Raw genomic sequence first — 20,823 nt, 5'->3', positions numbered from 1 at the left:
TTTCGACATATTTGACAGGGAGCACGGCCATGGCACGGGCGCTCGGGCTTGACTTCGGCACAACCAATACTGTTCTGGCGCTGGCAGACGGCGGCGCCGACACGCATTCCATATCACTGACCAGCAGCGCCGGCACGGCCGACAGCATGCGCACTGCGCTGTCCTTCATGAAGGACGCGCAGCTTGGCGCTTCGGCTCTGAAGGTGGAGGCCGGACATGCGGCAATCCAGCAGTTCATCGACAATCCCGGCGATTGCCGTTTCCTGCAGTCGATCAAGACCTTTGCGGCAAGCGCGCTTTTCCAGGGTACGATCATTTTCGGCAAGCGGCAGAGCTTCGAAGACCTGATGGAAATTTTCATCCGGCGTCTGCGCCACTATGCGGGCGAGAACTGGCCGGGCGACGTGAACCGCATCATAGCCGGCCGTCCCGTGCATTTTGCCGGCGCCAATCCGGACCCGGTGCTGGCGGTGCAGCGATACAACGAGGCGCTGACGCGCTTCGGCTTTCCGGAAATCCATTATGTCTACGAACCGGTCGCGGCCGCCTTCTACTTCGCGCAGAACCTGAAGGCCGATGCGACCGTGCTCGTCGCCGACTTTGGCGGCGGTACGACGGACTATTCGCTGATCCGCTTCGAGACCAGAGCCGGCAAACTGACGGCAACGCCGATCGGCCATTCCGGTGTCGGTGTCGCCGGCGACCATTTCGATGCGCGCATGATCGACAACATCGTTGCGCCGCAGATCGGCAAAGGCAGCCATTTCAAGAGTTTCGACAAGATCCTCGAGGTACCGTCAAACTACTATGCGAGCTTCAGCCGGTGGAACCAGCTGTCGATCTTCAAGAGTTCGAGGGAATTCGAAGACCTCAAGAAGCTGGTGCGCACAGCGCTGGAGCCCGAGAAGCTGGAAATCTTCGTCGACCTTATCGATCACGACGAGGGCTATCCGCTCTATCAGGCCGTCTCGGCAACGAAAATGGCGCTTTCCGCCGCCGAAGAGGCGCCCTTCGATTTTGCCCCGCTCGGCCGTGGCGGTCACCGCACGATCAAGCGCAGCGATTTCGAAAGCTGGATCGTCGATGATCTCGCCCGCATCGAGGGGGCGCTGGACGAGGTGCTGGAAAAGACCAACACCGATGCATCCGGCATCGACAAGGTGTTTCTGACCGGCGGCACATCCTTCGTACCGGCCGTGCGGCGCATCTTCACCGAGCGCTTCGACAGCGACAAGATCGAAACCGGCGGCGAGTTGCTTTCGATCGCACACGGTCTGGCGCTGATCGGCGAACGCGACGATATCAACCAGTGGACTGTGCAATAGTGGCCGAAAGGGCGCGGGCAAGGATGCCCGCCCTTTCATTGCCGTTTTCGCTCCGCTAAAGTCTGCCCATGATCTCCGCAAACGACCTGAGTCCGGCCGAACTTGCAGCACTTCTGCATTTCCATGCGGAGGCGGGCGTGGACTGGTTGCTGGAAGAAGAGCCGGTCGACCGTTTCGCCGAGTTCGAGGCGATGAAGGCCGCGCGCCGTTCGGCGGCACCGGCTGCGCAACCGCAGCCGGACAGACAGGCGCCACCGGAGAGACAGGCGTCCCCTCGCCCTGCGCCGCAGCAGACGGCAGCGTCAATTCCGTCCTTGCGGCCACAGCCGGCAATTCCTGACGGTGAAGCCGTGCAGCAGGCGCGGTTTGCAGCCGAGAGCGCTCGCTCGCTTGCAGAACTGAAAACAGCGCTCGAAGCCTTCAATGGCTGCAATCTGAAAAACAGCGCCCGCTCGACCATTTTTGCGAGCGGCGATCCGGCCAGCGGCATCATGGTGATCGGCCCAGCGCCGGGCGCCGATGACGAGCGCGAGGGAGCGGCCTTTGCCGGCAGGCAAGGTCAGTTGCTGGACCGGATGCTGGCTTCGATCGGGCTCGAGCGGTCAGCCATTCTCCTGACGCAGATCATTCCCTGGCGTCCGCCGGGCAACCGCATGCCGTCGGCGGCCGAGACAGAGATCTGCCGTCCCTTCATCGAGCGGCAGATCGCGCTTGCCGAGCCGCGTGCCATTCTGCTGCTCGGCAACTACACGGCGCGCTTCTTCTTCGGCGAAAATGACACGATCCACGGGCTTCGCGGCCGCTGGAAGGAGATCGCCGTTGCAGATCAGGTCATTCCGGCCATAGCCAGCCTGCATCCCCAGGACCTGCTGACCGCGCCCGTCAACAAGCGGCTTGCCTGGAGCGACCTGCTGGCCTTCCAGGCTCGACTTAAAGAACTGTCTCTGCTTACAAATTAGCCAAGTTTGAAAATATTGTGAATATTCCCATGCAATATACGCATGGCTGCATCCTGCAAGGGTGCATTGAAGAATCGATGCTGCACTGCAATATAGAGGGCGTGTCTTGGGAGGAATGAACAGGAACCAAGGCCATGAGCAAAAGTTTTCGTCCTATACATTGCGGGTTTGAAACCCTGCGCCAAGCAAGCGATCAGGTTCGCAGCACCCAGGGCTACAGCCGTTTCGGCTTTGCCACGAACGAACAGATGATCGCCCGCGGTACCGGAATCAGCAGCCGCACCTCGCGTCCGGCAATGATCTTCGCGGATTTCCAGGAATATTGAAAATTCCGGAATGATGATCCGGCAGGCGGTTCGCCTGCCTTTTCGTATTTCCGAAAGTAGCGACCAATGTCCACAATTCTGATTTCACTGCTGTGCAATATCGACTCTTTCGAGCATATCCGTGCTGCCGTCTGCGCTGCGCACGAATATCGCCGCGAGCTTTGCGACACGCCGTCAGAGGCCAAGACCCCGGCTTCCGCCATCGCGCTCTGAGAGCACGGTTTGCTGGAATTGCTTCAGCAGTTTTCGGATTCGAACCTCGCCTTTGCCCATTCGAAGGCTTCGTCCACATAGGCGAACTTGATCGCCTGCCAGCCGACATATTCTCTCAGAAAATCGCGCGACAGCCACAGTTGCGACTTCTTCGGCTCGTCGTACCAGCCGAGACAACCGCGCTGGGCGCCCTTGGCGAGCAGCCGCTGGAGATGCGTGCGCGACATCATGAAATCACCGGCGAGCGGGCGGGTTTCCACCCTGCCGATCGCGAGCCGTTCCGGATCGCCTCCCTCGAGATCGAGCCGGGACATGAAATGATCGATGACCATGCCGCCCGCTTCCGTCCAGAGGAACAGCGCCACCTGCTCAGGCGGTTCGCGCCATCTGCTATCCTCGAGGCAGTTATAGGCGATACGCGGCTGGATCTGGCGGAAAAGCACGGGATTTTCATGCAGAAACGCCGCCCGGTTTCCACCATCGATGAGATCAAGCGCGCCGAGGTTGGAGTGCAACCAGCCGAACATTGCCTGATGGCTGACTTCCGCGGGCTCGAAATGGCGCGGACGGCGGCGTTCGTCACCCGGCGTATGGGCGATGAAGCGGTAGGTGAAGAGTTCTTCGATGAAGGCAAGCACGGTATTGCGGCTGGCGATCTTGTGCGCGGTGATCTTGCCGGTCAACCGGACGGCGGTGAAACCCGAGGTCACATCCCGCGGGTCATATTCCAAATGCAGTGCATAGGCCGTCTGCGTCAGGAGCCAGCGTTGATGCGAGGCCAGCAGGCGCGCCAGCCGCGGCCCCGCATCAAACATGCCGCGCATTTGCCCGGCCAGAAAGCGAATGCTCACTACGAAAGAGGGGTTCTGCGCCAGTTCTTCCGCTGTGAACGCCATAATGCTTTTCCTCAACCCTCGCTCGCAAGCCAGCGTTCGGAGCAGCGATACCGAAACTCCCCCGGCATCTATGGCCTATCGATTATGCACGGCTTTGAATAAATGAAAGTAATTCACTTTCATAACCATATTTCTGACAAAAGCGATATCCCAAGATTTCACCACCCCCTTCTCTTTTGAGGGAGTGGCGGAATAGATTTTCAATTATTGCGACAGTAAATTCCACCTGTGATACAGGCGCAGCCACTCAGGATTGCGGTGCGCCAGCTTTTCGCGCTTCGCGACTCTCGAGGCCAAGCTGGTGCTCGCGGTAGATGATGAAGACGCCGGCGGCGATAACGATGAGGGTGCCGAAGAGCATCGTACTGCTCGGAACGTCACCGAAGACATAATAAGCGACAATGCCGCCGAGCAGGATCGAGCTGTATTCGAACGGAGCGATGGTGGAGACATCGGCGTGCCGGTAGCTCTCGGTCAGGAGGATCTGTGCCACACCGCCGCAGAAACCGGCAGCGATCAGGAAGAGCGCCGAGGTCCAGTCGAGCAAAAGCCAGCCGAAGGGGACAGTGACCAGAGAGAAGACCGAAGCGGTGATCGAGAAGTAGAGCACAATCGTTGCCGTCTTCTCTTCCTCGACAAGGCGACGTACCTGGATCATAGCCATGCCGCCGAGAACCGCCGACAGCAGCACGCAGAGTGCGCCGACGGCCTGTTCAGCCGCCATGCCGCCTTCCCTGAACAGCGTGAGCTTCGGCCAGGAGATGATGGCGACACCGACGATGCCGAAACAGACCGCGCTCCAGCGGTATACGCGCACCGTCTCGCCCAGGAAAACCGCTGCGAAGATGACGGCGATTAGCGGCATGGCATAACCAAGCGCGATCGCCTCCGGCAGCGGCAGGTGCAGCAGCCCGTAAAAGCCGAAGCCCATCGAGATGATGCCGAGCGTCCCGCGCTTCAGATGACCGATCGGATTGGCAGTATAGAAGGCAGAGCGCAGTTGATGCCGGTAGCCGAGATAGGCCATGATCGGAAACAGCGCGAAGAAGGAACGACAGAAAGTCACCTGGCCTGGCGGGATATCCGAGCCTGCCAGCTTGATGAATGTCTGCATGGCCAGGAAGACCACGACCGACGAGACTTTCAGCGCAATGCCTCTCATCGGGTTTCTGAGAACCGATTCCATGATCCTGGCTCTTATGCGGGCATGCCGAGCGGGGAGACGCGTTCGACTCGAACGCAGCGGATGATTTTTTCATCGTAACCGAAGAAATGCGTCGGCGGGAAAAAATCTGCGCGTACCAAACGCCGTGCGTGCATTCGCACGCTCTAACTTTTGGAATTTACGCATCAGGCTTTTCGAAAATCGATTCTGATTTTCGGGCAGATGCTGCAGCGAGCAAGTATTTACCTGCTTTTGATCTGCCGCTTTTCTGTGCAAATTCGTCTTTTGATGAAAAAACTTCTCGTTTTACGCTTATTCGCCCGAAAATGTTCGCATCCGGACCCTCTGCGTTAACCTGTTGCAAACCATGCCCCCGCATCGTTCGCAGTTAATTAATCATACAAAAGAATCGCATTCGTACGCAGCCAGTCGCGTCAGCTTATTTTCAGGATCTTTTTGATGAAGCCGCTCAGCGCAGAGATCATATCCCAGTCACAGAATGCAACGCCCCGCTCGATGCGTGTCGTCACCGACGGCATCAGCACGGATCTGGAGCGATTCAGCACCGACAACACCAGCATCGTCAAACAGATCAAGCTGCTTGCCATCAACGCACTGATCGAGGCGGCGCGCGCCGGTGAAACCGGCAAGGGCTTTGCGGTGGTTGCCAATGAAGTGCAGCGGCTGGCACAGATCGCCACCGAGATCACCAGCAAGTTCGAGAGCAATGTGCTGGGACGCATCGGGCTGAGCCGTGCGATGGCGGATTCGCTCGTGACCGAAATGGAAGGCGTGCGGCTGACCGATCTCGCGCAGACGCTGGTCCAGCTCATTGTGCGCAATCTCTTCGAGCGCACTGCCGACGTGCGCTGGTGGGCGACGGATACGGCGCTGTGGCAGGCGTTGCAGGAGCCGGACAAGGACCGTATCGCCTTCGCGGGCGAACGGCTCGGCGTCATCAACCGCTTTTATACCGTCTATCTCGACCTCGTCATGACCGATCTCTCCGGCCGGGTGATCGCGTCCGCCAACCCGACCTTCCAGCGCAAGATATCAGGCTCATCGCTTGCAGGTGATCCATGGTTCCGGGCGGCGGCCAGCTGCGCGTCCGGCGACAGCTATATCGTCGATGAAGTCAAGCCGAGCGTTCTGCACGACCAGCGGCATGCGCTGGTCTACGCGACCGGCATCCGCGAAGGCGGCAAGCTCGACGGCAAGCTGATCGGCACGCTCGGCGTCTATTTCGACTGGCAGAACCAGGGCCAGGCGATCGTCGAGAAGGAGGCGAACCTGCCGCCGCAGCTTGCGGAAAAGACCACCGTCATGCTGCTCGACGGCGCAAGCCGGGTGATCGCCTGCACCAATCAGGCTCTGCTCTTCACCCATTTCGCTCTCGCCAACCCCACCGGCCAGGCAAAGGGCAGCTATTACGACAACAATGGCTCGATCGTCGCTTTCGCGCGCACGCTCGGCTACGAGGATTATGACGGGCTTGGCTGGTACGGCGTCGTCGTGCAGCAGACGGAAAGCGATGTTGCGATCAAGAACGCCCTCAATCTCAAATAGCAGCTTTCTCCTTTCTGCTGCATGCACGATAATTCGACCATAATAAATTGGCTGTGAACTTGGCGCTCACGGCCAATTTGCTTTAACTTTAGTTCAGACTTTAATGTAATCATGGCGGCCAAATTTCAGCAGAGTGCGCCCGCCTCTGTATTCGGCCATTGTCTAATAAAGGTCTTCAGGCAACATGCGAACAGATACCGGCCAGGTCATCAATCTGGCAGATTACCGCCCAACAGATTTCGTGCTGGAACGCGTCGACCTGACCTTTGAACTGGATCCGACGGAAACAAAGGTGGAAGCCCGGCTGATCTTCCATCGCCGCGAAGGTGCCGATCTCTCCGCTCCCCTTGTTCTCGACGGCGACGAACTCAATCTTTCCAGCCTTCTCTTCGATCAGAACGAGCTGGCGCCGGAACGCTACACGGTAACGCCCGAAAGCCTCACGATCCACGACCTGCCGGAAACGGCGCCGTTTGAAGTCACCGTTACCACGCTCATCAATCCCGAAGCCAATACGCAGCTGATGGGCCTTTACCGCACCAGCGGCATCTATTGCACGCAATGCGAGGCCGAGGGCTTCCGCCGCATCACCTATTTCCCCGACAGGCCGGATGTGCTGGCGCCCTATACGGTCAACATCATCGCCGACAAGGACGCCAATCCGCTGCTGCTGTCGAACGGCAATTTCCTCGGCGGCGCAGGCTACGGTCCGGGCAAGCATTTCGCCGCCTGGTTCGACCCGCATCCGAAGCCGAGCTATCTCTTCGCGCTGGTCGCCGGTGATCTCGGCGTCGTCGAAGACGCGTTCACCACGATGTCGGGTCGCGAGGTCGTGCTGAAGATCTATGTCGAACATGGCAAAGAGCCGCGAGCAGCCTATGCCATGGACGCGCTGAAGCGCTCGATGAAATGGGACGAGGAAGTCTTCGGGCGCGAATACGATCTCGACATCTTCATGATCGTTGCCGTCTCCGACTTCAACATGGGGGCCATGGAGAACAAGGGTCTCAACATCTTCAACGACAAATACGTGCTCGCCGACCCTGAAACGGCGACGGATGCCGACTACGCCAATATCGAGGCGATCATCGCGCATGAATATTTTCACAACTGGACGGGCAACCGCATCACCTGCCGCGACTGGTTCCAGCTCTGCCTCAAGGAAGGCCTGACTGTCTATCGCGACCACGAATTCTCGTCGGACCAGCGTTCGCGTCCGGTCAAGCGCATCGCCGAGGTGCGCCACCTGAAATCCGAGCAGTTTCCGGAAGATGGCGGCCCGCTCGCCCATCCGGTGCGCCCGACCAAATATCGCGAGATCAACAACTTTTATACGACGACGGTCTACGAGAAGGGCAGCGAAGTCACGCGCATGATCGCGACCTTGCTCGGCCGTGAGACCTTCAAGAAGGGCATGGACCTCTATTTCGATCGCCATGACGGCCAGGCCGTCACGATCGAGGATTTCGTCAAATGCTTTGAAGATGCCAGCGGCCGCGACCTCGCGCAGTTCTCGCTCTGGTACCATCAGGCCGGGACCCCGCTGGTGACCGCATCCGGCACCTATGATGCAGGCGCCAAGACGTTCAGCCTGTCGCTGGAACAGATGACCCCCGCGACACCCGCCCAGCCGACCAAGGAGCCGATGCATATTCCGCTGAGCCTCGCGCTGTTTGCCGAGGACGGCTCCAAGATTGAGCCATCCTCCGTCGAGGGCGCCGAATATGCCGGCGAGGTGCTGCACCTGACAGCGCGGACGCAAACCGCCGTCTTCCACGGCATCGGTTCGCGGCCGGTGGTTTCGATCAACCGCAGTTTCTCTGCGCCGATCAATCTGCATTTCGACCAGAGCCCGGCCGATCTGGCGCTGCTCGCCCGCTATGAGACGGATCACTTCGCCCGCTGGCAGGCGCTGACGGATCTTGCGCTGCCGAACCTCCTGAAGGCGGCTCGCGATGCCCGCGAGGGTGCCGCCATCGTTTGCGAACAGACCTTCATCGATACGCTGGTCGCAGCAGCCGCCGATGAAAGCCTCGAGCCCGCCTTCCGCGCCCAGGCGCTCGCCTTGCCGAGCGAATCCGATATTGCCCGCGAACTCGGCAGCAATATCGATCCCGACGCCGTGCATGCAGGTCGCCAGGCGATCATGAAACAGATCGCCGAAGCCGGCAAAGCCACCTTCGCGTCGCTTTACGATGCAATGACCACACCCGGCGAATTCAGCCCGGATGCCAAGAGCGCCGGCCGCCGTGCGTTGCGCAACGCCGCCCTCACCTATCTTTCCTATGCCGAGGGCACGCCTGTTCGCGCCAAGGCTGCCTTTGACGGCGCCAACAACATGACCGATCTCAGCCATGCGCTGACGATCCTCGCTCATCGCTTCCCCGACAGCGCGGAGGCAAAGGCGGCGCTCGAAGCCTTCCGCAGCCGTTTCCAGGAAAACGCGCTCGTCGTCGACAAATGGTTCGCGATCCAGGCCGGCATTCCCGGACAGGGCGCGGTCGATCGCGTCAAGGCGCTGATGGAAAATCCGCTCTTCAAGCGGACCAACCCGAACCGCATGCGCTCGCTGGTCGGCACGTTCGCCTTCGGCAACCCGACCGGCTTCGGGCGTGCTGATGGCGAAGGCTACCGTTTCCTCGCCAGCCAGATCCTCGACATCGACCAGCGCAACCCGCAGCTTGCCGCACGGTTGCTGACCTCAATGCGCTCCTGGCGCTCGCTGGAATCGGCCCGTGCAGATCACGCACGCTCGGCATTGCTCGAGATCGAAGGGGCGGCGAACCTTTCGACCGATGTCCGCGACATCGTCGAGCGCACCCTCAAGGGGTGATTTGCCACAAATGATTTGCCGCCTAGCTGTCCTGTGTTCTCCAGACAGCTAGGCCGGCCATCAGCGAATCCCTCCGAAATACCAGCAATCGCAAATGGTTAATAAATTTTTACCAGCGGCTCTGGACAAGGCGAATCACGCATGATTCTCTGTGTGTAGTTCGAGCGAGCGGCGCGCGAATCACACGAGGGATTAGGTTCAGAGATGATGGACGTGCGGCGGGCAACCGCGGCCGAAGGACGGCTGCGTGTCGATTTTGGCGGGCTCAAAGCCTGGCGCGACAGCCTGTCCGGAAACGCTGCGAAAGCTCCTGAACCATTGCTGCGCCACCTGCCGAAGGCAGAGCTTCTCCTGAAGCGCACGATCCCCGTTCTGATCGTCGCCTTCCTTGCCGTCGTGGCGGCCTCGCATTTCTTCGGCATGGTCAGCGAATACAGCCGCATGGAAGCCTCCGCGCGCCATGCCACGGCGCTCTCGGCTGCTACCGCGGCCGCCGTCTTTGCCGATGCGACCGATCTCTTCGACGGCGGCAGCGCCGCAGAGGCACAAGCACGCCTTGTGAAATTCCTGCCGCAGGACCGGCTGGAAAACGGCGCCTTCGTGCTGCTGGTGGAGGCGAGTGGCAAGGTGTTTGCGGCAACGGCGGCGGGTGCCGCCTATGTCGGCGCCGATGTCTCGGCCCTGTTCCCCGAGATCTCCGCGATCCGCCGCTTCGGCGACCGCACCGACGTCATCGAAACGAGCATCGGCGGCGAGCTGCATTATGCCGAGATCTCCCTGATGGGCACGGCGGGCGGCTATATCGTTTCCGCCACCTCGCTCAACGAGATAAACCGTCTCTGGCGCGAAGAGCTGACGCTCAACGTCACGCTGTTTGCCGGCATTTCCTCCATCCTGCTCGTCATCCTCTATGCCTATTACATGCAGGTGAAGCGGGCGCGCGATGCCGACGACATCTTCCTGGAATCCAATCTCCGGGTGGAGACGGCGCTATCGCGCGGCCGCTGCGGCCTCTGGGATTTCGATTTCCACAATCGTGAATTCTTCTGGTCGCGCTCGATGTACGACATGCTTGGGCTTGCCGGTTCGGACAAGACGATGAGCTTTGCCGATGCGGCCCGCCTCATGCATCCCGAGGATAACGGGCTACATGAGATCGCCCGCGCCATCGCCAAGGGCGATTCCGGCCAGGTCGATCAGATTTTCCGCATGCGCCACGCGAGCGGTCATTATGTCTGGATGCGCGCCCGCGCCCAGGTGATCCGCAGCCATTCCGGCCGCGTGCACATGATCGGCATCGCCATGGACGTGACCGAGCAGCATCGCCTCGCCCAGCGCTACGCCGAGGCCGACCAACGTCTGGCCGATGCCATCGAGTGCACCTCGGAAGCCTTCGTGCTTTGGGACAAGAACGATCGGCTCGTCATGTGCAACGCGCATTTCCAGCAGGCTTACGGTCTTCCCGACAGCGTGCTCGTGCCCGGTACCGAGCGTACGGTCGTCCATGCGGCCGCGGCACGCCCGGTGATCGAGCGGCGTATCGCCGATGCCGACGGCTCCGGCTATTCGCGCACGACGGAAGTGCAGCTTGCCGACGAGCGCTGGCTGCAGATCAACGAGCGCCGCACCCGAGACGGCGGGCGCGTATCCGTCGGCACCGACATTACGCCCCTGAAGCGTCACCAGGAACGCCTGCGCGATTCCGAGCGCCGGCTGATGGCGACGATCAACGATCTCTCGGCCTCGCGCCAGACGCTGGAAACGCAGAAGGCCGAGCTTTCGACCGCCAACTCCAACTATCTGGTGGAGAAAGAGCGTGCGGAAGCGGCCAACAAGGCGAAGTCGGAATTCCTGGCCAACATGTCCCATGAGCTGCGCACGCCGCTCAACGCCATCCTCGGCTTCTCGGAAATCCTGCAGAACCAGATGTTCGGGCCGCTCGGCTCGGCCAAGTACAATGAATATGCCCGCGATATCCATGATAGCGGCAAGCATCTGCTCAACGTGATCAACGACATTCTCGACATGTCGAAGATCGAGGCAGGCCATATGCTGCTGTCGCGCGAGCGTATCGATCTCGTGCCGCTGATCGAGGAAAGCCTGCGCTTCACCGCGATTCCGGCGGCCGAGAAGAACATCGTCATCCAGCAGCGCCTCTCCTCGGGCATGACGCTGATGGCCGATCGCCGCGCCATGAAGCAGGTGCTGCTCAACCTGCTCTCCAATGCGGTGAAATTCACCAACGAGGGCGGGCGCATCGCCGTGCGCACCCGCCGCGTCGCCGATGGCGTCATGGTCACCATCGCCGATACCGGCATCGGTATCCCGCGTGCAGCACTTATCAAGATCGGCCAGCCCTTCGAGCAGGTGCAGAGCCAGTATGCCAAGAGCAAGGGTGGCTCAGGCCTTGGCCTTGCTATCTCCCGTTCGCTGACAAGTCTGCACGGCGGCAGCATGAAGATCCGCTCACGCGAGTCCATCGGGACGGTGATTTCGCTGCGCATTCCCGATCACGGCTGATGCGGAAAGGCTCAGGCCTTTACCACCGTCTGGAAGACCTTGCGGACAGCCTTGGACAGCCGCTTCACCTCACCCTCCAACGTCTTGATGTCGGGGCAGTCTCCGGCCCGGCAGACGAGTTCGGTCAGGCCGGCGGGCGCCTCCTTCGGATCGAACATTCCATCGATGCAGAGACGGATCAGCTGTGACAGCTCCGTATAGAGGGTAAAGGCTTCAAGGCAGGTATCGAGGTCTGCAGAACCCATCAGCTTCTCGCCCAGCACCTTCAGGGCCGCACCCGTTGTCAGGCCGTTGATCCTGATATCGACACCCTTGGCTGGCGCGATCAGGGCGAGATACTGGGCGATGAATTCGACGTCGATCACGCCGCCCGGAATGAGCTTCAGATCCCAGCCATTCTCCGGCGCCTTTTCCTTTTCGATCAGTTCGCGCATCTCAGCCACATCATGCGTCACCTTGGCGACATCGCGCTTCCCCGAGAGCACGTCGGCAATGATGCTTTCAGCTTCATTGACAAGGCTTTCATCGCCGCAGATCAGCCGGGCGCGCGACAGCGCCATATGCTCCCAGGTCCAGGCCTCTTCGCGCTGGTATTTGCCGAAAGCATTGATGCGGGTTGCGACCGGTCCCTTGTTGCCGGAGGGGCGAAGCCGCATGTCGACTTCATAAATCACGCCTTCGGCCGTAGGGGCCGAGAGGGCAGCAATCAGCCGCTGGGTGATACGGGTGAAGTACCGTGTCGCATCGAGCGGTTTTGCACCGTCGGATTCACCGGCGGCATCATCGTAGTCGTAGAGCAGGATGAGGTCGATATCGGAGCCTCCCGTCAGTTCGAAGCTGCCGAGCTTACCCATGCCGGCAATCGCAATCCTTCCGCCGGGATAATCGCCATGCGTCACGCGTATCTCGTTCATGACGGCGTCGAGGGCGGCTTCAATGATGAGATCGGCTAGATGGGTGAAGGCGCGCGCGGCCATGTCGCCGTTGATTGCGCCGGTCAGCAGGCGGATACCGATCAGGAAGCTCTGTTCCGACGCGAAGATGCGCAGACGGTCAAGCACCTCCTCATAATGCCGGGCCTGTACCAGCGAGGCCTTCAACCGCTCGCCGAGATAGTCACGCGTCGGCAGCTCCGCCATCAGGCCGGGATCGAGCATGCCGTCGAAGACATGCGGGCGGGCTGCGATGACTTCCGCAAGCTTCGGCGCCGAGGACATGATGTTGACGATGAGGGAGAGCAGCGCCGGATTGCTGCCAAGCAGCGAGAAGAGCTGGATGCCCGACGGCAAGCCGGAAATGAAGCTGTCGAAGCGCAGCAGCGCCTCGTCCGCACGCTTGCTCTCGCCGAAGACGCGCAGAAGTTCGGGCGTCAGCTCCGTCAGCCGCTCGCGCGCCTCGACCGATTGCGTGGCGCGGTAGCGGCCGTAATGCCAGGTGCGGATGATGCGGGAGATATCCGAGGGACGCTCGAAGCCGAGTTTCCTCAGCGTCTCCAGCGTGTCGGGATCGTCGCCCTGGCCGGTGAAGACGAGATTGCCGGTGCCGACCGAGAGTTTGGTTTCCTGTTCGAAGAGGTCGGCATAACGCCGCTCGACCGTCTTCAGCACCTCCACCAGCCGCTCGGAAAAACTGGGCGTATCGGTAAAGCCCATCATGAAGGCGATGCGTTTCAGTTCTGCGTCCGTCTCCGGCAGAAGATGGGTCTGTTCGTCGCGCACCATCTGGATGCGGTGCTCGACATCGCGCAGGAACCAGTAAGCCTCGATCAGCTCGTCGCGGGTTTCCGCGTCGATCCATTTTGCCCTAGTGAGTTCGGCCAGCGTCTCCTCGGTCACGCGGGAACGCAGTGCCGGCATGCGCCCGCCGGCGATCAGCTGCTGGGTCTGCACGAAGAATTCGATTTCGCGGATACCGCCGCGGCCGAGCTTGACGTTGTGGCCTTTCACGGCGATTGCGCCATGACCCTTATGGGCGTGGATCTGCCGCTTGATGGAGTGGATATCCGATATCGCCGCATAGTCGAGATATTTGCGAAAGACGAAGGGAACGAGACCGCGCAGGAACTGTTCGCCGGCAGCCAGATCGCCGGCCACCGCACGGGCCTTGATGAAGGCGGCCCGCTCCCAGTTCTGCCCCCTGCCCTCGTAGTAAATCATGGCGGCATCGACGGGGATTGCGAGCGGCGTGGAGCCGGGATCCGGCCGCAGCCTGAGATCGGTGCGGAAGACATAACCATCCGCGGTGCGTTCCTGCAGGATGCGCACCAGCCGCCGCATCATGCGCGGAAAGATCTCGATCGCGTCATCGGGGTCGGGCACAATGCCGGCTTCTTCGTCGAAGAAGACGACGAGGTCGATATCGGAGGAATAGTTGAGTTCGGAAGCGCCGAGCTTGCCCATGCCGAGAACGATCACGCCGGAACCTTCGCTCGGAGCCGCAACATTCTTCAGCTTCAGCTTGCCGCTTTCATGCGTTGAGAGCAGCAGGTGATCGATGGCGGCGGTGACCGAGGCTTCTGCCAGTTCGCTGAGCCAGGCGGTTGTCGCCCGGCCGTCGAAGATGCGGGCGAGATCGGCAAGGGCTACGAGGAAGGCCACCCTGCGCTTGACGATGCGCAGCCTGCTCATCACCTGGCTTTCGCCAGGCGTACTTCCTTCGCCGTCCGGTTTCCAGCAATCGCGCGCTTCTGCAATCAAAGCCTCGATCTGCGGCTCCAGCGGATCGCTGATGGCAGAGGCAAGGATTGCCGGATCGAGATTGGCGATTTCGCGCAGATAGGGAGAGAGCGTCAGGACGGCGGCGATAAAGTCGCGCAGCGCCCCCTCGGCCTTCAGCATCTCAGCCACGACGGGCTCGCTCTTGCCGATATCCTGCAGGTCGGCAAGCGCCGATTTCAGTTCCGTCTGGTTCAACGGCCGCAAGAGGCCTTCGGTGACATCCTTGAGGCCGTGCTTCGATTTCGTCAGCATTCGCTCTCCCTGCATCGCTGCAATGCGACTTAAACTAGGGTGTCGAAGCTAGGGCCTCAAGGCGAAAGCGCCAATATGAAAATGAGAAGAAAATCAGGCAAGCCTTGCGGGGAAAACCATGCTGACGGTGAGGCCGGGACGTTCCGCATTGCCGGGCTCGGTATCGGAAAGCTCCAGTGTGCCGCCATGCAGCTCCATGATTGCTTCGACCAGCGAGAGGCCAAGTCCGGTGCCGGGTTTCGAGCGGCTTTCGTCCAGGCGCACAAAGCGCTTCAGCACGTCCTCGCGCCGATCGGGCGGGACACCCGGCCCGTGGTCGGCGACGGACAGGCAGATGCCATCAGGACGGCGGCGAAGCTTCACCGAGACGGAACCCGCGCATTCGGTATCGGCGGAATATTTGATCGCATTGTCGAGCAGATTGAAGATCGCCTGGCCGATCAGTTCGCGATTGCCCTGAATCTCGATACCGGGCTCGATCTCGGAGTTCAGTGCCATGCCCGCCTCGTCGGCCACCGGCTCATAGAGTTCGGCGCTGTCGGCGACGATGGCTGAGAGCTCGATCGGCGACATTTCGGCGGCAACGGAACCGGCTTCCACGCGCGAGATCATCAGCAGCGCGTTGAAGGTGCGGATGAGCTGGTCGGATTCGGAGATGATGCCTTCCAGCGCGCTGCGGCGGACTTCGCCATCCTCGATATCGAGCGCATCGGCGGCCTTGTTGCGCAGGCGCGTCAGCGGCGTCTTCAGGTCATGGGCGATATTGTCCGAGACCTGCCGCAAGCCCTCGTTCAGCTTCTCGATGCGTTCCAGCATGTTGTTCAGCGAGACGGAAAGGCGGTCGAACTCGTCGCCGGAACCGCCGACCGGCAGGCGCTGCGAGAGATCGCCGGCCATGATCTTCTTGCCGGCATCCGACATGCGGTCGATGCGCTTCAAGGCATTCCGGCCGATGCCGAACCAGATGATGATGGCGCCGAGGCCCATGATGGCGAGCGCGATCATCAGCGCCTGACGCACCAGCACGCGGAAACGTTCCGGCTCGCCAAGGTCGCGACCGATCAGCACCCGAAGGCCATTGTCGAGGACGAATATGTTGGCAATCGCCGTATGCCCGACCACTCCGCTATCGGTGTAGCGCTGATAGGAGAAGGGCACCGACGTCCAGCCCTGCTCCTCGAACACACCCGGCTGCACAGAGGCGACATTGCCGGCAAGGATATCGCCGGAGGGACCGGCAATCAGATAGAGATTGGCGCCCGGCTGACGAGCGCGTCGTTCCATCGTGCGAAGGAGCAGGTTCATACCCCCGGCATCATAGGCGCGCTGTACCTGCGTCACTTCCTGGGCGACCGCGTCGCGGATCTGACCGGACAGCAGCCGCTCGGACATCGCCGTCACATAGAAGACGAGCGTTGCGGCGCAGATTGCAAAGAGCAGAATGTAAAGGGCCGAAAGGCGGACTGCAGTGGACTTGAAGAGAACCCAGAAACGGCTCATCCCTCATCCTTGATCATGTACCCCGCACCTCGGATCGTCTTCAGCAGCGGCTGGCTGAAGTCCTTCTCGATCTTGGAGCGCAGGCGCGAGACATGCACGTCGATAACATTGGTCTGCGGGTCGAAATGGTAATCCCAGACATTTTCGAGCAGCATGGTGCGGGTCACCACCTGGCCGGCATTCTTCATGAGATATTCCAGCAGGCGGAATTCGCGCGGCTGCAGCGGGATTTCCTTGCCGCCGCGGCGGACTTCATGGGACAAGCGGTCGAGCTCAAGATCGCCGACGCGATAGACGACATCCTGATCCGGCGTGCCCTTGCGGCGGCCGAGCACTTCGACGCGGGCCAGCAACTCACTGAAGGCATAGGGCTTCGGAAGGTAGTCGTCGCCGCCGGCGCGCAGACCGGTCACGCGGTCGTCCACCTGGCCAAGCGCCGAGAGGATGAGAACGGGCGTATGGATGCCCTTGCGGCGCAGCTCGCTGATGACGGAGAGACCATCGCGGCGCGGCAGCATGCGGTCGATGACGATGACGTCGTAGGTATTTTCCGACCCCATGAAGAGACCGCTTTCGCCGTCGCTCGCATGGTCGGCAACGATCCCCGCCTCGCGAAAGGCTTTTGTAAGATAGACCGCCGCTTCCAGATCGTCTTCGATAATGAGAATCTTCATGCGGCCGACATTACCCGCCGGTTGCTTTTCGGCAAGGCTCAAAGCGTCTTCCTGTTGTGGGGAGGTCATTGCGGGCGTCCTTCATAATTGAAGAATTTGGCATAATCGAAGAACTAGGCGGCCGTGAAGAATTCGCGGGCTCGTGAAACGGAGCCGCGCAGCATTTGCTCCTGCGCGGCTCCAGCTTTCCGGGGCTGGAAGATCAGCCCTGACCGTTGATCGGAAGGGCGACGAAACGGCTGCCGTCCTTCGACTGGATCTGGAACAGCGCGCGGGTGCGGCCGTCCTTCTTGGCCTGGTTTATGACGCGGACGACATCGTCGGCGCTGGAGACCTCCTGGTTGTTGACCGAGGTGATCGTTTCGCCTTCCTTGATGCCCTTGTCGGCAGCATCCGAATTCGGATCGATGCCGGTGATGGCGAGGCCCTTGCCGTCATCCGACGGGCCGACCGTCAGGCCGAGATCGGCAAGCGCCTTCTCGGAAGCCGGCGGCTGGGCCTGCTCCTGCTGGTCGTTGTCGTCACCAGCGGAAGCCTGCTGATCGGCCGGCAGCGTGCCGAGCTCGACGGTCACGGACTGGGCCTTGCCGGAACGCCAAACCGAAAGTTCGACCTTGCTGCCCGGCGTCATCGCACCGATGCGGCGGCTGAGATCGCGGGCATCCTTGACCGGCTCACCATTGACGGCGGTGACGACGTCACCGGTCTTCATGCCGGCCTTCTGGCCGGGCGTGCCCTCCTGAGCGGAGACGACAAGAGCGCCGTTTGCTTCGGAGAGGCCGAGGGAGTCGGCAATGTCCTTGGTGACCGGCTGGATCTGCACGCCGAGGTAACCGCGCGAAACCGTGCCGTCCTTCATCAGGTCGGCGACGACATCCTTGGCGGTAGAAGCCGGGATCGCGAAGGCGATGCCGACGCTGCCGCCCGACGGCGAGAAGATCGCGGTGTTGATGCCGACGACCTGGCCATTGAGGTTAAAGGTCGGGCCACCCGAGTTACCGCGGTTCACGGCCGCATCGACCTGCAGGTAATCGTCATAGGGGCCGGAGCCGATATCGCGGCCGCGGGCCGAAACGATGCCGGCCGTGACCGTGCCGCCGAGACCGAAGGGATTACCGACGGCGACGACCCAGTCACCGACACGGACCTTGTTGTCATCGGCCCAGTTCACGTAGGTGAATTTGCGGCCCTTGCCATCGACCTTCAGCACGGCGAGGTCGGTGCGCGGGTCCTTGCCGATCAGCTTGGCATCGAGCTCGGTGCCATCGTTCATGACAGCGACGAACGCGGTGCCATCAGAAACGACATGGTTGTTGGTGACGATATAGCCGTCTTCGCTAATGAAGAAGCCGGAGCCTTGAGCGACCGGACGCAGACGGCCCGGGCCGCCCGGCTGGCCGAAGCGGCGCTGCTGGTTCTGGCCCTGGTGGCCCTGCTCGCCGAACTGGCGGAAGAACGGCTTCAGGGCGTCGGGAAGATCGTCAAAGCCGCGGCCGTTGAAATCGAAAGAGAAACCATCACCATCGTCGGAGGCCGGCTTGACGCGGCTTTCGACGCGAACGGAAACTACGGCCGGGGAAACGGCGTCAACGACATTGGCGAAGCTCGGAACCGAGGGAGACTGGACATTGACAGCCTCGGCATAGGAACGGGAAATCTCGACAGGGATACCGGTTGCAAGAACGGCGGCTGCCAGACCTGCAACGGTGGATGCCTGAAGCACCGTTTTAAGGGACGGACGTCCGCGGAAATTTTTCAGCATAAGAGCTCCTTCTCTTTTTTCAGACCCTCTTTCCGGCAATGCCGGATCAGTGATGGACCGAGATATAGGACGCCGCACCTTACTACGAACTGTCCAGCCCATGAAAAATTCGTAATGTACCAACATTCTTTTGGTTGCATGTCGGACAAGGTCAACTCGCTGCGCCCTATTTAACCGATCGGTTGACAATCAAGGTTGGACCCTATATTTAACCATAGAGTTACATACGAGGGCCCATCATGCAAACCGACACTCTGAGCGCCACTTTCGCGGCCCTTGCGGACCCCACGCGGCGGGCAATCATCGCACGGCTGGCCGAAGGTGAGGCTTCGGTCAACGAACTCGCTGCTCCCTTCGACATGAGCCTTCCGGCTGTCTCCAAACATCTAAAGGTGCTGGAAAAGGCTGGGCTTATCAGCCGGGGCAAGGAGGCCCAATGGCGACCGGCCAGGCTCGAACCGCAAATGATGAAAAGCATCGCCGACTGGCTGGAGCAATACCGGCGCTTCTGGGAATCGAGTTTCGACCGGTTGGATGGCTACCTGCAAAATATCCAGAAGGCGGACGACAGCGGCCCCCGCAACTGATCGCCGGCCCGCATTTTCAATCATCACAAGGGGAATACCATGGCCGATCAGCTGTCGCGCCCCACATTGCATATGCAGCGGATATTCAATGCACCCCGCGCCCTCCTATGGGCCGCCTGGACCCGGCCGGAAATGGTCGTCGCCTGGCTTGGTCCGGTGGAGTGGCCGGCGGTCAGCGTCGTACAGGATCTGCGTGTGGGCGGCTCCTATCGGGCTTGCCTGAAAAACGCCGAAGATGGCCGGCTGCTGTGGCAGAGCGGCGTCTACAGGGAAATCGAGGAACCCTCGCGCCTGTCCTTCACCTTCCAATGGGAGGATTCGCACGAGGACGGCGAGCCGGTCGTAACCCTGGTGACCGTTATCTTCGAGGAACTGGCCGATGGCCGCACGCGCATGGATTTCACCCATGCGGAGCTGAAATCCGAAGAGAGCCTTGCCGGACACAGACATGGCTGGGAAAGCACCTTCCGCAGGCTGGAAAGCTGGATCGGAAATCAGGGAAATCAAAGGGAGTGATGACCATGAAGCTCGTGACGAATCTCGTTTTCAAAGGCGAATGCCGTCAGGCCTTCGAATTCTATGTCAAGGTGCTGGGCGGCAAGCTGACGGGCATGCACACGTTCGGTGAAGCGCCCGGCGACATGCCGATCGATCCGTCCTTCAAGGACAAGATCATGCATGCCTGGCTCGATGTCGGCGACCAGTCGCTAATGGGCTGTGACGCCCCTCCCGGATATCAAGAGGACATGGGCGGCTTCAGCGCCACCTATCACAGCCAGGATGCGGCGGAAACGAAGCGTGTCTACGACGCACTCTCTGAAGGCGGCAAGATAACCATGCCCTTCAACGCGACCTTCTGGTCGCCGGGCTTCGGGATGTTCACCGATCGCTTCGGCACGCCCTGGATGGTCAATACAATCCCGACGGACCGGCAATGAGCGAGAAGGCCATGATCTGGACCGGGCGCGTGCTGACCGGGCTTTTTGCACTCTTCATGCTCGGCGCATCGATCGCACCCAAGCTTCTCGGCCTGCCGGTCGCGGAGGAAACGATGACGGCGCTCGGCTGGCCTGATGGCTATGTACTCATGATCGGCCTGATCGAGCTTGCCTGCCTCGTGCTCTACCTCATCCCGCAGACCAGCGTGTTCGGTGCGGTGCTGATGATGGGGCTGCTCGGCGGCGCGATGGCCACGCAGATCCGGGCCGGAAGCCCGCTCTTCAGCCATATATTGTTCAGCATCTATCTCGGGCTGTTCATGTGGGGCGGGTTGTGGCTGCGTGATCCCGTGGTCAGGGCGCTGTTTCCATACCGGAAAGCGTGAGGATCGCCATTCCGCTGCCGCTGCGGCGGGATGGTTCGCTATTTTTCAAGCAATTCGGCAAGCCTTGCCTGCTCTTCTGCGGTCAGCTTGCTGCCGGTTGGCTTGCCTACCCGCCTGCGGGCAAAGACGATGAGCGAAACCCCGCCGGCAAGGATCAGCAGCACCGGTGCCCCCCAGAGCAACAGCGTGCGCAGACTGAAGCGC

18 protein-coding genes are annotated in these 20,823 nt (G+C 60.9%); 11 read left to right on the top strand and 7 right to left on the bottom strand.

Annotated features, from left to right (window positions below; translation table 11 throughout):
* Positions 1-29 precede the first annotated feature (29 nt).
* From FHX06_RS25860 to FHX06_RS25845, 4 genes are all read left to right on the top strand, one after another.
* Positions 30-1,325, top strand: coding sequence for an Hsp70 family protein (locus FHX06_RS25860; protein ID WP_018114301.1), 1,296 nt, complete (start codon positions 30-32; stop codon positions 1,323-1,325).
* Positions 1,326-1,393: 68 nt separating this feature from the next.
* On the top strand, positions 1,394-2,284 hold the full coding sequence (locus FHX06_RS25855; RefSeq protein WP_113212407.1) for a uracil-DNA glycosylase family protein: 891 nt from the start codon (positions 1,394-1,396) through the stop codon (positions 2,282-2,284).
* Positions 2,285-2,418: 134 nt separating this feature from the next.
* Positions 2,419-2,610: a hypothetical protein gene (locus FHX06_RS25850; RefSeq protein ID WP_018114375.1), complete on the top strand. Its 192-nt coding sequence runs from the start codon at positions 2,419-2,421 to the stop codon at positions 2,608-2,610.
* Positions 2,611-2,676: 66 nt separating this feature from the next.
* A complete protein-coding gene (locus tag FHX06_RS25845; RefSeq protein ID WP_183881316.1) occupies positions 2,677-2,823 on the top strand; it encodes a hypothetical protein in 147 nt (48 codons plus the stop codon).
* Positions 2,824-2,846: 23 nt separating this feature from the next.
* Here the strand turns inward: FHX06_RS25845 and FHX06_RS25840 are convergent, their stop codons facing one another.
* Together FHX06_RS25840 and FHX06_RS25835 are read right to left on the bottom strand one after the other, a co-directional pair.
* Entirely contained in the window at positions 2,847-3,719 is an 873-nt protein-coding gene (locus FHX06_RS25840; RefSeq protein WP_018114373.1) for a hypothetical protein, read from the bottom strand.
* Between the two features lie 247 nt (positions 3,720-3,966).
* A complete protein-coding gene (locus FHX06_RS25835; protein WP_029616336.1) occupies positions 3,967-4,905 on the bottom strand; it encodes a DMT family transporter in 939 nt (312 codons plus the stop codon).
* Between the two features lie 438 nt (positions 4,906-5,343).
* Here FHX06_RS25835 and FHX06_RS36080 point away from each other — a divergent pair, with 438 nt between their 5' ends.
* From FHX06_RS36080 to FHX06_RS25820, 3 genes are all read left to right on the top strand, one after another.
* Entirely contained in the window at positions 5,344-6,450 is a 1,107-nt protein-coding gene (locus FHX06_RS36080; protein WP_113013849.1) for a methyl-accepting chemotaxis protein, read from the top strand.
* A gap of 184 nt (positions 6,451-6,634) precedes the next feature.
* Positions 6,635-9,283: an aminopeptidase N gene (gene pepN, locus FHX06_RS25825; RefSeq protein WP_113212406.1), complete on the top strand. Its 2,649-nt coding sequence runs from the start codon at positions 6,635-6,637 to the stop codon at positions 9,281-9,283.
* A gap of 204 nt (positions 9,284-9,487) precedes the next feature.
* On the top strand, positions 9,488-11,803 hold the full coding sequence (locus FHX06_RS25820; protein ID WP_113146105.1) for a PAS domain-containing sensor histidine kinase: 2,316 nt from the start codon (positions 9,488-9,490) through the stop codon (positions 11,801-11,803).
* Between the two features lie 11 nt (positions 11,804-11,814).
* Here FHX06_RS25820 and FHX06_RS25815 read toward each other — a convergent pair whose 3' ends face one another.
* The 4 genes from FHX06_RS25815 to FHX06_RS25800 all read right to left on the bottom strand — a co-directional run bounded on the left by FHX06_RS25815 (position 11,815) and on the right by FHX06_RS25800 (position 18,708).
* Positions 11,815-14,772: a bifunctional [glutamine synthetase] adenylyltransferase/[glutamine synthetase]-adenylyl-L-tyrosine phosphorylase gene (locus tag FHX06_RS25815; RefSeq protein WP_113212405.1), complete on the bottom strand. Its 2,958-nt coding sequence runs from the start codon at positions 14,770-14,772 to the stop codon at positions 11,815-11,817.
* Between the two features lie 93 nt (positions 14,773-14,865).
* Positions 14,866-16,272: a sensor histidine kinase gene (locus tag FHX06_RS25810; RefSeq protein ID WP_113212404.1), complete on the bottom strand. Its 1,407-nt coding sequence runs from the start codon at positions 16,270-16,272 to the stop codon at positions 14,866-14,868.
* Complete coding sequence (locus FHX06_RS25805; RefSeq protein ID WP_029616368.1) at positions 16,269-17,015, bottom strand: response regulator transcription factor; 747 nt, start codon at positions 17,013-17,015, stop codon at positions 16,269-16,271. The genes FHX06_RS25810 and FHX06_RS25805 overlap by 4 nt, the downstream gene beginning before the upstream one ends.
* A gap of 133 nt (positions 17,016-17,148) precedes the next feature.
* Entirely contained in the window at positions 17,149-18,708 is a 1,560-nt protein-coding gene (locus tag FHX06_RS25800) for a Do family serine endopeptidase (RefSeq protein ID WP_018114528.1), read from the bottom strand.
* Between the two features lie 239 nt (positions 18,709-18,947).
* Between FHX06_RS25800 and FHX06_RS25795 the strand changes: the two genes are divergently transcribed.
* Genes FHX06_RS25795 through FHX06_RS25780 form a run of 4 tightly spaced genes read left to right on the top strand, consistent with a single transcriptional unit; the run spans position 18,948 to position 20,619 of the window.
* Positions 18,948-19,295 carry an ArsR/SmtB family transcription factor gene (locus FHX06_RS25795; RefSeq protein WP_018114527.1) on the top strand — a complete coding sequence of 116 codons (348 nt, stop codon included), beginning with the start codon at positions 18,948-18,950 and terminating at the stop codon, positions 19,293-19,295.
* A 39-nt stretch (positions 19,296-19,334) separates the two neighbouring features.
* The gene (locus tag FHX06_RS25790) at positions 19,335-19,811 is read left to right on the top strand and encodes an SRPBCC domain-containing protein (RefSeq protein ID WP_183881314.1); all 477 of its coding nucleotides are present in this window, start codon (positions 19,335-19,337) and stop codon (positions 19,809-19,811) included.
* Positions 19,812-19,816: 5 nt separating this feature from the next.
* Positions 19,817-20,233, top strand: coding sequence for a VOC family protein (locus FHX06_RS25785; protein ID WP_183881312.1), 417 nt, complete (start codon positions 19,817-19,819; stop codon positions 20,231-20,233).
* On the top strand, positions 20,230-20,619 hold the full coding sequence (locus tag FHX06_RS25780; RefSeq protein ID WP_183881310.1) for a DoxX family protein: 390 nt from the start codon (positions 20,230-20,232) through the stop codon (positions 20,617-20,619). Before FHX06_RS25785 ends, FHX06_RS25780 begins: the two co-directional genes overlap by 4 nt.
* A 38-nt stretch (positions 20,620-20,657) precedes the next feature.
* Here the strand turns inward: FHX06_RS25780 and FHX06_RS25775 are convergent.
* Positions 20,658-20,823 (bottom strand): cytochrome c-type biogenesis protein CcmH (locus FHX06_RS25775; protein ID WP_183881308.1); only part of this gene is annotated, 166 nt, incomplete at its 5' end.

The sequence above is a fragment of the Rhizobium sp. BK512 genome, from assembly GCF_014194915.1.
GTDB lineage: Bacteria > Pseudomonadota > Alphaproteobacteria > Rhizobiales > Rhizobiaceae > Rhizobium.
The sequence above is the reverse complement of the archived record's forward strand: the minus strand, read 5'-3'. Positions and strand labels throughout refer to the sequence as shown.